General features: G+C 64.3%; 11 protein-coding genes. 8 read left to right on the top strand and 3 right to left on the bottom strand.

Annotation, left to right across the window (positions count from 1 at the left end; genetic code table 11):
• Nucleotides 1–4: 4 nt before the first annotated feature.
• The 7 genes from gspG to gspM are packed head-to-tail and all read left to right on the top strand — an operon-like array spanning nucleotide 5 to nucleotide 5240.
• On the top strand, nucleotides 5–475 hold the full coding sequence (gene gspG, locus MLE18_RS01670; RefSeq protein ID WP_243366744.1) for a type II secretion system major pseudopilin GspG: 471 nt from the start codon (nucleotides 5–7) through the stop codon (nucleotides 473–475).
• A gap of 14 nt (nucleotides 476–489) precedes the next feature.
• Complete coding sequence (locus tag MLE18_RS01675; RefSeq protein WP_243366746.1) at nucleotides 490–1134, top strand: pilus assembly FimT family protein; 645 nt, start codon at nucleotides 490–492, stop codon at nucleotides 1132–1134.
• 4 nt (nucleotides 1135–1138) lie between these two features.
• The gene (locus tag MLE18_RS01680; protein WP_243366748.1) at nucleotides 1139–1516 is read left to right on the top strand and encodes a type IV pilus modification PilV family protein; all 378 of its coding nucleotides are present in this window, start codon (nucleotides 1139–1141) and stop codon (nucleotides 1514–1516) included.
• Nucleotides 1513–2238 (top strand): PulJ/GspJ family protein, encoded by a 726-nt coding sequence (locus MLE18_RS01685; protein ID WP_243366750.1) that lies wholly within the window; start codon nucleotides 1513–1515, stop codon nucleotides 2236–2238. Before MLE18_RS01680 ends, MLE18_RS01685 begins: the two co-directional genes overlap by 4 nt.
• On the top strand, nucleotides 2235–3257 hold the full coding sequence (locus MLE18_RS01690) for a type II secretion system minor pseudopilin (RefSeq protein ID WP_243366752.1): 1023 nt from the start codon (nucleotides 2235–2237) through the stop codon (nucleotides 3255–3257). The genes MLE18_RS01685 and MLE18_RS01690 overlap by 4 nt, the downstream gene beginning before the upstream one ends.
• 16 nt (nucleotides 3258–3273) lie before the next feature.
• A complete protein-coding gene (locus MLE18_RS01695; RefSeq protein WP_243366754.1) occupies nucleotides 3274–4749 on the top strand; it encodes a PilN domain-containing protein in 1476 nt (491 codons plus the stop codon).
• Entirely contained in the window at nucleotides 4746–5240 is a 495-nt protein-coding gene (gspM, locus tag MLE18_RS01700) for a type II secretion system protein GspM (RefSeq protein WP_243366756.1), read from the top strand. The genes MLE18_RS01695 and gspM overlap by 4 nt, the downstream gene beginning before the upstream one ends.
• 19 nt (nucleotides 5241–5259) lie before the next feature.
• On the opposite strand, the gene MLE18_RS01705 is transcribed toward gspM, so the two are convergent.
• Genes MLE18_RS01705 through MLE18_RS01715 form a run of 3 tightly spaced genes read right to left on the bottom strand, consistent with a single transcriptional unit; the run spans nucleotide 5260 to nucleotide 10883 of the window.
• Complete coding sequence (locus tag MLE18_RS01705; RefSeq protein ID WP_243366758.1) at nucleotides 5260–6975, bottom strand: bifunctional sulfate adenylyltransferase/adenylylsulfate kinase; 1716 nt, start codon at nucleotides 6973–6975, stop codon at nucleotides 5260–5262.
• A gap of 48 nt (nucleotides 6976–7023) precedes the next feature.
• Nucleotides 7024–9207, bottom strand: coding sequence for a RelA/SpoT family protein (locus MLE18_RS01710; RefSeq protein WP_243366760.1), 2184 nt, complete (start codon nucleotides 9205–9207; stop codon nucleotides 7024–7026).
• Nucleotides 9204–10883: a peptide-binding protein gene (locus tag MLE18_RS01715; RefSeq protein ID WP_243366762.1), complete on the bottom strand. Its 1680-nt coding sequence runs from the start codon at nucleotides 10881–10883 to the stop codon at nucleotides 9204–9206. Before MLE18_RS01715 ends, MLE18_RS01710 begins: the two co-directional genes overlap by 4 nt.
• A gap of 74 nt (nucleotides 10884–10957) precedes the next feature.
• On the opposite strand from MLE18_RS01715, the gene MLE18_RS01720 reads away from it, so the two are divergent.
• A complete protein-coding gene (locus tag MLE18_RS01720; protein WP_243366764.1) occupies nucleotides 10958–14179 on the top strand; it encodes a DEAD/DEAH box helicase in 3222 nt (1073 codons plus the stop codon).
• The last annotated feature ends 34 nt before the right edge of the window (nucleotides 14180–14213 follow it).

The following is a 14213-nucleotide window of genomic DNA, read 5'->3' on the forward strand; positions in this document are numbered from 1 at the left end:
ATCCATGCATTCCAACCCGACCAACAATCGCATTCCGGCGCTTTTCCGCCGTTCGCAGTCAGGCTTCACGCTTATCGAAATGATGGTCGTCATCGTCATTCTCGGAGTTCTCGCCGGGCTTGTGGTGCCGCGCTTCATCGACCAGCCTGACAAGGCCAAGGTGGTCAAGGCCAAGGCGCAGATCGAGAGCCTCTCCATGGCCATCAAGCAGTACAAGCTGGACAACGGGGTCTACCCCACCACCGAGCAGGGCCTGAAGTCGCTCAAGGAGAAGCCCACCATGGGCCGCGTGCCCCAGAACTACCCGCCTCGCGGCTACCTGGACGGCCCCCTGCCCAAGGACCCCTGGAACAACGAGTTCATTTACATCTCGCCCGGCGAGCACAACGACTTCGAGATCGTCAGCCTCGGAGCGGACGCCCAGCCCGGCGGCGAAGGCCCCAACGCGGACATCAAGAGCTGGGAAATCAACTAGCCCCGGACGCACACATGCGCCTCACCCCGCCTCCCGGCAGGACCGGCCACCAGCCCCCGGGCGCGCTCCGAAAGGCGCGGCCGGGAGGCCAGGCAGGGTTCACCCTGCTGGAGCTTGCCTTCGTGATGATGATCATGGGCCTTGCCGTGGGCTTGGCCCTGCCCACCATCAACGCGGTCATGGGCAGCGAGAGCGACCGGGCCACGCTTCGGCGCATCACCGGGCTGGTCCACAGGGGCATGACCGACGCCATCATCTCCGGCGAGGTATGGGAACTCTCCATCGACCCGGCAAAGTCCATGGCCGTGATGGTCCGCAAGGGCGCTCCCATCCAACGCAGCATCAAGGCCGAGCGTCTTCCCCTGCCCGAGGCGTTCCGCCCAGAGGCTTGGCTTACGCCCTCCGGACAGTCCAAGGAGGAGGGCAAGCCCGTACGGATCGCCGTGTATCCCGTGGGGCTTGTCGAGCCTTTCCTCCTCGTGTTCCCGGAGAAGTCAGCCGCTGGCGGCAAGAAGGTCGCCGTAATGGAGGCCGTTGGCTCCTCCCTGCGCTTCGGCACACGCAGCGAATCGCAGGAGATCGAGGCCTTCCGCAAACGCTACCGCCCGCTTCTTACCCCTTGGGCCAGCGTCACCACCTCCGAAACCAAGGACCAATAGGCCAATGGACGCCCGCTCCGGTTCCCGCCAGTCCGGCCTGACCATCCTCGAATCCCTGGTGGCGGTTGCCATCGTCTCCATCGTCATGGTCAGCCTCCTGGCGTCGCTGGCCAAACTGCAGGACCAGCGCATCCGCGCGTCCCAGATCGAGCGTGCCTCGGTGCTGGCCGCGCGCATCGTCGCCGAAGCGGAGCTCAAGGGCCCCGACAACCTGCCCGGGGGCACGGGCCAGTTCCCCGAGCCAGACCAGGACATGCAGTGGTCGCTGGAGGTCAAGAACGGCCCTGCCGACCCGGACCTTCCGCTGCTCACCGTGAAGGTCACCTGGGGGACGAAGGAGATCAACCAGGTCACCCTCAGCAGGCTTCTGGTGCGCCCATGACCACCCGCGCCACCGAACAGGGCTTCACCCTGGTGGAGGTCATGATCGCCCTGCTGATAACAGGCATGATCTTCATGGGCAGCTACGCCGTGCTCTCCCGCGTCACGGAGACAGCCGCCGACGTGGAGGAGAGGCTCCAGATGGGCCAGCAGCTGCGGATCAGCTCCTGGTTCTTCAAGAACGACCTCGGCTCCGTGCTCTACTCCGACTCCAACCGCAACGCGGCCACCACCTTCCTCTCCTTCGTGGGCGGGCGCGGCAGGCCCAGGGATATCGACACGCCTTCCGACGAGGATGTGATCTTGGCCTTCGCCGCCGCCTCCGGCCTTGATTTTCGCGGCACCTTCCCCTCGATGAGCATCGTCAGAGTGGAGTATCTTCTTCGCGACGACCCCGAAAACCCAGGCGAATTCACCCTGTGCAGGCGGGAATGGCCCTACGCCGAGATGCCTTGGCGCGCCGGCAAGGACCGCCCGGTGACTGACGTGGAGATCGTGCGGCGCGTCACCGAACCCTCGATCATGTTCTTCTCCAGCACGGGCGAGGCCACCAACTCCTGGGAGAACCGCTCCCGGATGCTCTCGGGCGAGTGGCAGATACCGGTGCAGGTGCGGCTGACCGCGCGGGTGCGCGGCAAGGAAAAAAGGGTCTTCCCCCTGGAGCTGGTGGCCAACCTGCCGGTGCGCGCCGTCCCCCCCGGACCGCAGGGAGCGCTGAGATGACGCCCGCGACCGGCAAGGCCGGATCAGGACAGGGCGGCGCGGCCCTTATCTACGTGCTCATCCTCACGGGCCTTCTGGCGTCGCTGGCCGTGCGCATCATCTCCAGCGCGGAGGCCGAGGTGTTCGGAGCCCAGGCCGCGCTCAGCCGCGTGCAGGCGCGGCTCATGGCGGAGTCGGCCGTTCTGAGCGCGGCCAAGGTCATCATGCGCGACGCAGCCCTGACCACATCGGACTATCCCGGCGAAAGCTGGGACATATTTCCCGCCGGAGAGAACGTCCCGGGCGGGTGGTTTTTCGGGGACAAGCTCAAGGGCCGGATTGTGGACGAAACGGGCAAGCTGCCCATCAACTCCATCCACCCGGACATGAAGGGGCACCAGACCTATCGTGAAGCCTTCCTGCGCCTGCTGCGCGGGCGCCCCTTCCTGGTGGATTCCGCCCGGGCGGAGGCCATCGCCTCGGCGCTGGAGTCATGGATGACCTCGCCGGCCAAGACAGCCGACCTGGTCCAGGCGGACGAGCCTTACCTGAACGCGGGGCTGCCCTACCGGGTGAAGGGCGGCGCGCTGGACACCGTGGCGGAGCTGAGGCTGGTGCAGGGCGTAAGCGACGAGCTGTATTTCGGCCGCCCCGGGGAAGTGGGCCTGAAAGACCTGGTGACCATCTGGTCCAGCGGCCTGGTCAACGTGAACACCGCCCCCCTGCCCGTGCTGGCGGCCATGGCCGTTGGGCTGGACCAGGCCAAATCGGAGGATTTCGCCAGATCGGTGGACACCTTCCGGCGGACGCCCTCCAACCGCCCCCGGCTCGAAGGCACGGACTGGCTCGCGACCCTTGCTCAGGAACAGGGCAAGGAGGCGCTGCCCCTGGGCATGTTCACCACCCGCAGCCTTTATTTCTCCGCGGATCTCGAATGTTCGTCCGGTTCCGTCACCGCCAGGGCGCACGCCGTCTTCAAACGGCAGCTCAACATGAACAAACTTCAGCCCATCGCGGTGTTGTACCTGCAGGTACAGTAGGATAGAGATACTTCCTATGCACGTCACCGCCCTCGTCGCCCTCGTGGCCCCGGATCACGTCGCCCTGCTGCGGCTCTCCCGCCATCCGCGCGGCCTGGAGTTCGGGGGCTACGCTCAGGCCGAGCTGCCCGACGACGCCGGCCCGGCTGAGATAGCCCGGGCCATTCACCAATTGGCGCAGACCAACGGCATGTTGCAGGAAACGCTGGCCCTGGCGTTGGATGCCTCTAGGGCGGTGTTCCGCAGACTCTATCTGCCATTCACGCAGCGGGCCAAGATCGGCTCTGTGCTTGGGCACCTGATGGAGTCCGGGCTGCCCGACCCAGCCGACACCCAGCTCACCACCTTCACCGAGACCCCCCTGCACGGCCCCGGAAAGACCGTGATCGCTGCCGCCATCGACCGCGATTTCGTCGAGGATCTGGTGGCCTCCCTCCTGGAGGAAGGCTTCGAGACCACCCTGGTCAGCCTGGACATCGCCGGGGAGGACGCCGCCCTGTCGGAGGACGCCCCGCAGGCCCACCCCCCCGGGCTGACGCTGCTGCCGTTCGGCAGGTACGTGGACATCCTCCTGCGCTGCGATGGCCAGCCCCTTTTCTGGCGGCGCGTGCCCGTGGAGGACTGCTCCCCCGAGGACACCGCCCGCACCCTGGCCGAAGAGATCAGGCTCGGCGCCCTGACCGTGGTTGCCTCCGGCTATGACGCCGTTGAGACGGCCTCGGTGGGCCGCCCGCACGGCGAGGAGCCCCCCGAGTGCTGTCTGCGTGCGGTCAGGCTGGCGCTCGATGGGCTGGAGCCCCACAGGATCACCTTCCCCAAGGCTTTCCACGAAAATCCGGCGCTCAGGGAACTCGGCTGCAAGGCCCTTGGCCTCTACGGCGTGGGGCGCATGGCCCTGGGGCTGTGCCCCGGCATGGATTTCCTGCACCCGGGATCGCGCCCGGCCATAGGGCGCAAGAGCCTCAAGCGGATGCTCACCCTCGTAGGGGGGGCGGCGGCCCTGCTGGCTTTCAGCGCCATCCTGACCGCCGTGCTGGGACAGTCGCGCAAGGCGGACGCCCTGAATGACCTGCGGGCCCAGACCAACTCCATCATCTCGTCCGCCCTGCCCGAAGCGCCTGCCAACCTGGGCGTCGACCAGAAGCTCTCCATCATGCGCCGCATGGCCAACGAGCGCGAACAGGAGGAGCTGAATTTTGCCGCCGGAAAGGCCTCCGTGGCCCTGCCGGTGCTCGCGGCCCTGCACAGGAACATACCGGCCAACCTGGGCGTCAAGCTGATGCGCCTGTCGTTCGACGACGGCCACATCTCCATCGACGCCCAGGCCAAGGACTTCAACGCCGTCGAGGAGATCAAGCGCAAGCTCATCGCCTCCAAGGTGTTCAAGGAAGTGGACATCAAGGGCGTCAAACCCACGCAGGACAAGACAGGCGTCGAATTCCGCATGGATATGAACGTGGCCCAGCGGCCCGGCGCGGCAGGTGCGCAATGAACTTCACAAGACAGCACGCACTCTACGCCGGGGGAGGGTTGGCCGTTGTCGTCGCGCTCTGGGCTTGGGTGATTCAACCCTATTCGGAGCGTTCCTCCCGGCTGGACAGGCAGCTTGCCGAGGCCACGCAACAGCTCGCCCAGGCGCGTGCGCTCCAGAACAGACTCGGCAATGCTTCGGAATTTCAGCAGAAGCCTGCCCAGCCTGCGGATTTCTCCCTCTTCGGGCGCGTGGACGCCCTGGCCACCACCCATGAGCTCAAGGCCAACATCACGTCCATGCAGCCCACCACCAAGCAGCTGCCCGGCAACAAGAAGGAATCGCAACTGGACGTGAAGATGAACGCGGTGGATCTCAAGAACCTGCTGGCCTTCCTCAAGGACATCGAGGACGACCCCGCGGGCGTGCGGGTGCGCAGCCTGATCCTGACCAAGACGGGTGACGGCGGGCTCAACGCCGAGCTGAGCCTGGCAGTGGGCATCAGCGAGTAGACCAAGCCCGGCGCGCCCGCTATTTGATGTAGCCGCCCTGTTCGAGGAACAGGAGCACCTCGTGAGCGGTCTCCGTCGAGCTCATGCTGGTGGTGTCGAACCGCAGTTCGGGCGTTACAGGCGTTTCATAGGGGTCGTCTATGCCGGTGACGCCCTTGATCAATCCCGCCCTGGCCTTGGCGTAGATGCCCTTTCGATCGCGCTGGATGCACACTTCGATGGGTGTGCACAGGTGTACCTCGATGAAGCCGCCGTACTTCTCGACCATGGTCCGGGCGTCGCAGCGGGCCTCAGCGTAGGGAGCGATGGGCGAACAGATCGCCACGCCCCTGTTCTTGGTGATCTCGCTGGCCACATAGCCCATGCGCCTGATGTTGAGCATCCTGTGCTCGCGGGAGAAACCGAGTTCGCTGGAGAGCATCTTGCGCACGATGTCGCCGTCCAGCAAGGTCACCGGCCTCTGGCGCATCTCCATGAGCTTCACGTAGAGGATTTTGGCCAGGGTGGACTTGCCCGCCCCGGAATACCCCGTGATGAAGATGGTGAAACCCTGCTCGCTCCTGGGCGGAAAGGCCTGGCGAAGCTCCTGCACGACACCCGGCGGGCAGCACCAGGGCGGTATCTCCAGCCCGAACTCCAGCCTGCGCCGAAGCTCGACGGGATCGACGGATCGTACTCCGGGATCGCCAGAGAGCACCGAATCGATCGGAACGAACTGCGCGCGGCTCTCCAGATAGACCATTTCCTCAGGAATCACGCACTGAACCCCGGTATCACCGGCGTGCAACGCCACCAGCCGTTGTGCCTCCCCGCCTGGATAGAACGGAGCCTGCCCGGCGGGGGCCGGGTCCGCGTGGGTATTGCGCACCAGCATGTGCGTGCAGCCGAAGTTGCCGAACACGCAGGCCTCCAGCAGGGCCTGCCTTGGGCCTGCCGGGCGTTCGCACATGGGGGTGAGGCCGAGGCGCAACATGTTGCGGGGGAAGGTGTCGGCAAAGGCGCTCATGCAGCGCACCGTGGTGAAGTGGTCGTCCCAGCCCAGCACGTCGCGGTTGACGCTGGAAAGCGCCAGGATGCTGCCCCCTATGCGCCGGGCGGCGAGCATCAGACTCTCCCGCCAGCCTCCGTGCAGGTCGCAGTCCAGCGTCACCCCCAGCACCCGCACCCAGCCTGAAGCGCCGGCCGCGCGCAACACGTCCGCGGGCTGGTGGCGCAGATCGGCGAAATCAACGTGATGGGGGAGGTGCAGCCCCTCGAGGCGGCCCGAGAGGTAGGTCACGTCAGGCCGCTCCAACAGTCTGCGCACGCCCGGGTGCAGGGCCGGATCGTCCGTTCCGAAGACCGCGCGCGCTTCGCGGGCCAGGTCCGGCTTCCAGGCCTCCTCCAGGTGCATCACGGCCAGCATGAACCCCTCTCCGTCCCGCAGGGCCAGGCTGTCGCCGGGCTTGAGTCCGGCCCCCTGCCCGCTCTCAACTTCCAGGCAGACGGGCATGGGCCAGAAGCGCCCGTCGGACAGCCGCATTTCCTCAAGCACACCCTCGTAGTCGGCCCTGGAGAGAAAGCCCTTGAGAGGGGCGTAAGCCCCGCTCAGGATCATCTCCAGGTCGCCGAGGGCCTGGACGGAAAGAGAAACGGACGGGAAGCCCACGGAATGGGCCTTCAGTTCGCTGGCCCGCTCTGGCGAGGCCATGGGGCACGGCAGGTTCATCTTGTCACGCCTTCGGTCGATTTTCATGCCTTGTCGGTTCCGGAAATGGGTTTGGTGGGGCTCATGCGGTCCTGCTCACTCCTGGAGGCTCCCGGCCCTGTCCTCCACCGTACGCTTGACCTCGACCACTTCGTGCAGCCTGCGCAGCAGGTCGATGGTGCGGTAGAGGTGCGAAGAATCCTTGACTTCCACGGTCAAGGCTATTTCCGTGCGGCCGTCCACCATGGAGGTGAAGGAGCCGGCGTCGATGTTCACGCCCTGGTCGGTGAGGATGGCCGTGATCTTGGCCAGCACGCCCTTCTTGTTGTGGGCCAGGATGACGATCTTGGCCGGATAGGGCTTGTCCTCGTGCCCCTCCCAGGAGACCTGCATGAGCCGCTCCGGCTCCAGGCGCATCAGGTTCGGGCAGTCGTGGGTGTGCACGATGACGCCCCTGCCCCGGCTGATGTAGCCCACCACCGGATCTCCAGGAAGCGGGTTGCAGCAGCCCGCGAAGTTCACCAGCAGGTTGTCCACGCCCTTGATCTTGATGGATTCGCCGCCGCCTTTGGCCTTGGCCGCCTCCTGGGCGGCTGCATGCTCCTCGGCCGCGTCGGGCTTGGCCGAAACGTCGGGCTTGGGCAGGAAGGCGCGCAGCACCTTGCGGGGCGTGAGCTTGGCGTAGCCGATGGCCACGAACAGCTCTTCCACGCTGGGGAAGTTGTATTCCGCGCAGACGGGGGCGAAACCGTTCTCCTTGAGGACCTTCTGCACGTTGACGCCCATCTTGCGCCCGTCCTTCTCCAACAGTTCGCGGCCCAGGGAGATGGCCTCGGAGCGCTCCTGGGTCTTGACCCAGTGTTTGATGCGGGTGCGGGCCTTGGCGGTCTTGACGAACTTGAGCCAGTCCTTGCTGGGGTGGCGGTGCTTGTCGGTGATGATCTCCACGGTGTCGCCGTTGTGCAGCGTGGAGGAAAGGGGCACCAGCTTGCCGTTGACCTTGGCCCCGGTGCAGTGGCTGCCCACCTCGGTGTGGATGGCGTAGGCGAAGTCCACGGGGGTGGCGCCCTCGGGCATCTCCTTGACCTCGCCCTTGGGCGTGAAGACGTAGACCTCCTCCTGGAAGAGGTCGTAGCGCAAGGAATGCATGAACTCCTTGGAGTCCGTGGCCTCGCGCTGCCAGTCCATGATCTGGCGCAGCCAGGTGAAGCGCTCGGCGTCCTTGGCGGCCATCTTGCCTGCCTTGCTGCGCTCCTTGTAGGCCCAGTGGGCAGCCACGCCGTATTCGGCCAGCTGGTTCATCTCCTCGGTGCGGATCTGTATCTCGATGCGCTCGCCGTCCGGCCCGATCACGGTGGTGTGCAGGCTCTGGTACATGTTGGCCTTGGGCATGGAGATGTAGTCCTTGAACCTGCCGTGCACCGGCTTCCAGAGGGAGTGCACCAGACCGAGGGCGGCGTAGCAGTCCTTGAGGCTCGAAACGATGATGCGGAAGGCCACGATGTCGTGCACCTGCTCCAGGTCGAGTCCCTGGGCCTTCATCTTGTTGTGGATGGACCAGAGGTGCTTCTTGCGGCCGTGCACGCGGACCTTGATGGCGTTCTCATCCATGAGCTTGCGGATGATGTCGATGACCTTGGCGATGTAGTCGTCGTTGAGCACTTCGTGCTGGAAGACGCCCTGGTAGAGCTGGTCGTAGACGTCGGGCTTGAGGTACTTGAACGAGAGATCCTCAAGCTCCACTTTAAGTCTGTGCAGGCCCAGCCTGTTGGCCAGCGGGGCGTAGATGTCCATGGTCTCCTGGCTGATGAGCTGCTGCTTCATGAGCTTCTGGAAGCCCAGGGTGCGCATGTTGTGCAGCCTGTCCGCCAGTTTGACCAGTATGACCCGGATATCCTCGGCCATGGCCAGGACCATCTTGCGGATGTTCTCGGCCTGGGCTTCCTCCTTGCTCTCGAAGGTCATCAGGCTGATCTTGGTCACGCCGTCCACGATGTCGGCCACTTCCTCGCCGAACTGCTCCTCGATCTCGTCGATGGTGGCGATCGTGTCCTCCACGGTGTCGTGGAGCAGCCCCGCGGCCACGCTGGGGGCGTCCAGGCGCATCTCGGCCAGGATGTTGGCCACCTCCAGCGGATGCGAGAGGTAGGGCTCGCCAGAAAGGCGCACCTGCCCGGCGTGGGCAGTGGCCGAATAGACATAGGCCTTGGTAATGAGGTCCTGGTCGGCCTGGGACATGTACGGCGCGACCTTATCCATGATTTCATTGATGCGGATCATTGAGAGTATGCCACGCCTTGTTGTGCGGTGGGTATCCACCAGCGGATGAAGTTCCAGGAAATGCCCGCCGGGGCGGGCTCCACGCCGTGCACCCGCGCGGAGATGATGGGCAGGGCGTAGGGAGTGTACAGGAAACAGTAGGGCTGGTCCTCGTGGAGGATCTCCTGAAAGCGATCGTACACGGGCTTGCGCAGGGCCGGATCGATCATGTTTCGGCCCTCCTCCAGCAGGGAGTCGGCCTCCGGGTTGGCGTAGCCCACGAAATTGAGCCCGGGCTTCGTGGTCTTTGAGGAGTGCCAGACGTCGAAGGCGTCCGGGTCCTGCGGGATGGACCAGCCCAGGAGCACCGCCTCGAAGCGGCGCTGGTCAACGAATTCCTTGATGAACGTGGCCCACTCGATGGTGCGCACCTTCACCTGGATGCCGATGCGCGCCAGCTGGTTCTGGATGATGGCGCTGGCCTTGATGCGCTGCTCGTTGCCCTGGTTGGTGAAGATGGCGAAGGCGAAGGGGCGGCCGTCCTTCATGAGCGGCCCTGTGGGGCTCTCGCGCTTCCAGCCCAGCTGGGCCAGCATCATGAGCGCCTGGCCCTGGTCGTAGGGATAATCCTTGATGTCGTGGTCATAGGCCCAGGAGTCGGGCTTGAAATGCCCGATGGTTGGTTCACCCAGTCCCATGAGCGCGCCTTTGATGATCTCGCGCTTGTCGATGGCGTGGGCCAGGGCCTGGCGTACCGCCTTGTCGCGGAACAAGGGGTGGGAGAGGTTGTACCCCAGGTAGGTGTAGGCCGAGGCCAGGTAGCGGTACTTGCGCCAGCCGGCCTCCCACTTGGGCCCGCCCGTCTGGAACAGGTACTGGGGCGGGGTCAGGTCGATGGTGTCCAGGTTGCCGGCCTTGAGTTCCAGGAACTGGGTGGTCTGGTCAGGCACGGAGCGGTAGACCACTTCCTTGATGAAGGGCGGACCCTCGAAGTAGTCGGGGTTGGCCTCAAGCACCACTCGCTGGTTCTCGACCCACTGCTTGAGGATGTACGGCCCGGCTCCCACGGGGGTGCGGGCGAACCTGGTGTTCGTGAGGTCCTCGCCAGCCAGGAGGTGCTTGGGCAGGATGTCCGAGGCCCATGTGGAGACGGCCCTGGCGAAGGGCTTCTCGTAGAAGACCTCGAAGGTGAAGCGGCCGGTGAGCCTGAACTCCTTGATGGCCAGGAAGTCGCCCGCGTAGGCCGTGGGGGTTTTGGGGTCCACCATGAGCTTGTAGGTGAACTCCACGTCCTCAGCGGTCAGGGGCTGGCCGTCGGTCCAGCGGATGTTCTCGCGCAGCTTGAAGCGGAAGTGCCTGCCCCCGTCGAGCACTTCGAAGGATTCGGCAGCGTAGGGCTCGATGCGGATGTTCTTGTCGTAGCGAAGCGGCGAAACGTAGAGTAGTGAAGAGACCGCATGGGAGGACGAGTCCGTGGCCAGGGGCGGTATCAGGTTGGTGGGCTCGCCGATGGTGGCCATGACGATGCGCCCTCCCGGTGTCGGGACCTCGCCCGACAGCCCTTTTCCCTCGATCTGGGCCCATGCCGGGGCCGCCAGGGCGACCAGAAAGGCCAACACAAGCGAGTGGATGCGCGGGAGGAGGCCCAAAAACCCCGCCGAGGGGGAGAAAGGCTTGATTTGCGAGAAAAAATCCATAGAGTATCGTGTTAGGCAATGGCACTCAGGTTGAGATGAATCACGCAATAGTCTGAAACGGAGTAACGCGCGACATGGCCCTTACCAGCGAGGAGAGCAAAGCCAAGCGGCTCCTCCAGGAGTTTGTCCGGGAGACGATTCCCGAATATATCATCGACGGTTCGCATTCAATCGTCGCGCAGGACGGCGTCCAAAAAATCGACGTCAAGAAAAGAGAGCAATACTGGGATGTGGAGGGGCAAGTCCAGGGGGAAGATTTCCAGGTCTACACTTCGGAACTTGGCCTCAACCTCGAAGACGAGACTGTCACATTCTTCTGCAATTGTCCCGACTCCTTCTCGGGCGTCTGCCGCCACGTTGGCGCCACTGCCCTCAAATACATAAAGTCGCTCGAAACCAGCAAACACCAGGTCGCCGCTGGGGACTCCAAGCCCAAGACCGAATGGCGCCAGAGCTTCCGCAGCTTCTTCGCCACAGCCTTCGAGCCGGAGCCGGGTAAGCACTATATCATCTATCGCTTCTACCCCGAGCTGGGCCGCCTGCAGGTGGCGTTCTTCCGGGGCCGCCAGAACAAGTCCGGCCTCTCCCAGGTGCACACCGAAATCACCCTGGAACAGATCATCCAGAACCCGGACTGGTGCGAAACCGCTCCCAGCCTGCCCCTGGTGGCGGAGCAGATCGGCCACTACCTCGACTACCGCGGCCACCGCGTGGACATTCCGCCGGGCCTGATCTCCTGGTTCCTGTGGGCCATCAGCAAGGAATACTATCTTTACTGGCAGGACACCGACCAGCCCGTGCGCATCGAGTCTTCCACCATGCGCCTGCAATTGCGCCCCATCCTCGACGAGGAAGAAGGCCTGCACTTCGATATCTACCTGGCCCGGCCTGGCAAGGCGCCCTTCGCCATCCAAGGTCAGGAGGCCCTCTTCTACGGGCAGCTTCCCCTCTGGGTATGCTGGAACAAGGGATTCTTCCCGGTGCAGACCGGCCTGCCCCCCCAGTTCATTCGCGACATGGTGGAGAACCAGCCCACTATCCCCAACGTCGACGTTTCCGAATTTCTCGACCGTGTCTGGACCAAGTTCCCCGCCTCAGACCTGCACGGCCAGAAGGAATTCCTGGAGCGGATGCAGCCCAGCTTCCTGCCCGCCAATTACAGCCCCAAGCTGTTTCTGGACGAGGAAGGCAGCCTGCTCACCCTCCAGGTGCAGAACGTCTACGAGACCGAACACGGCGAGATTTTCCAGGAAGGACCCAACCCCGAGTTGCAGACGGGCTCCTACACTTTCGAGGGCAAGAGCTACCTCATGGCCCGCGACCAGGACGCCGAGGCGGCCCTGATCACGCAGTTGCAGGAGATGAACTTCCAGCCGCGCAACAACGCCAACTGGTTCCTGGAGCCGGAAGAGGCCATCGTCTTCCTCCTGGACGCCTACCCCAGGCTGGTGGAAAAATATCGCGTCTTCGGCGAGAAGAACCTCACCCGCTACAAGGTGCGCCTCACGCAGCCGGTGATCGTGGCCGAGGTGGAGTCCGACGAGAAGGAGAAGTGGTTCGACCTGGATCTGGCCGTCCAGTACGACGACCAGCGCGTGCCCATCGACAAGATCTGGAAGGCCTGGACCCAGGGCAAGCGCTACGTCCAGCTCAAGGACGGCTCCTACACCAGCCTGCCCGAAAGCTGGCTCAAGCGCATCGGGCACAAGCTGAGGGCCCTGGGCTACGATCCGGACAAGCCGCCCCAGACGCGCTTCAAGCAGTTCGAAGCCCCTGTGCTGGACAAGATCCTTGAGGATCTGCCCGAGGCCCACACGGACTCCTTCTGGAATTCCCTGCGCGAGAAGATCCACAGCTTCGAGGAGATCGCGGCCGTCAATGTGCCCAAGGGCCTCAACGCACAGCTGCGCCCCTACCAGGTTCAGGGCCTCTCCTACCTCAACTTCCTGCGCGACTACGGTTTCGGCGGCATCCTGGCGGACGAAATGGGCCTGGGCAAGACCGTGCAGACCCTCACCTTCATCCTGCACATGGCCACCCGCGGTCATCAGGCGCCCAACCTGATCGTGGTGCCCACCTCGGTGCTCCCCAACTGGGACCGCGAGGCCGAGAAGTTCGTGCCGCAGCTCAAGCGGCTCATCGTCTACGGAGCCAAACGCGAGGGCATGTTCAAGAAGATCGCCGAGTCGGACCTGGTGATAACCACCTACGCCCTGCTGCGCCGCGACCTGGACGAGCTGCTCAACTTCGAGTTCAACTCCATCATCCTGGACGAAGCCCAGAACATCAAGAACCCCAACACCATCACCGCCCGCTCCGTGCGCCGGCTCAACGGCAAGATGCGCCTGTGCCTCTCGGGCACGCCCATCGAGAACAACCTCTTCGAGCTCTGGAGCCTCTTCGAGTTCCTGATGCCGGGCTTCCTGGGCAGCCAGAACTCCTTCCAGCGCGGCATCGTCAAACCCATCAAGGACGGCGACGAGGAGACCCTGGATTACCTGCGCGGCCGAGTGAAGCCTTTCATCCTGCGCAGGACCAAGTCCGAGGTGGCCAAGGACCTGCCGCCCAAGGTGGAGAACGTCCAGTACTGCGCCCTCATCGAGGAGCAGGCCGAACTCTACTCCGCCCTGGCCAAGAAGCTGCGCGACCAGGTGCTCAGGGACGTGGACGAGAAGGGCATGGCCAAGTCCCAGATGTCCATCCTGGACGCCCTGCTCAAGCTGCGCCAGATCTGCTGCCACCCCAGGCTCCTCAAGCTGGACATGCCCGGCGTGAACACCAACCTGCCCTCCGGCAAGTTCGACACCTTCAAGGACCTGGTCACCGATATCGTGGAGGAAGGCCACAAGGTCCTGGTGTTCTCGCAGTTCGTGCAGATGCTGCACATCATCCGCAGCTGGCTGCAGATCAACCAGACGCCTTTCGCCTACCTGGACGGCTCCAGCAAGGACCGCTTCGAGCAGGTGGACCGCTTCAACAACACGCCGGAGATCCCCATCTTCCTCATCTCGCTCAAGGCGGGCGGCACCGGCCTGAACCTGACCAGCGCGGACTACGTGATCCACTACGACCCCTGGTGGAACCCCGCCGTGGAGAACCAGGCCACCGACCGTACCCACCGCATCGGCCAGAAGCGGCAGGTGTTCGCCTACAAGCTCATCTGCTCCAACACGGTGGAAGAGAAGATATTGAAGCTCCAGGAGATGAAGAAGGGGGTGGCCGAGGCCATCATCCCCGGTCAGGACGCCTGGAAGAGCCTGACCAGAAACGACCTGGAGATGCTCTTCGAGGTCTAGAGAATCATCCGTCTGGCCGGGTAATCCGGCGCAT

The organism is Fundidesulfovibrio soli (assembly GCF_022808695.1).
Lineage (GTDB): Bacteria > Desulfobacterota > Desulfovibrionia > Desulfovibrionales > Desulfovibrionaceae > Fundidesulfovibrio > Fundidesulfovibrio soli.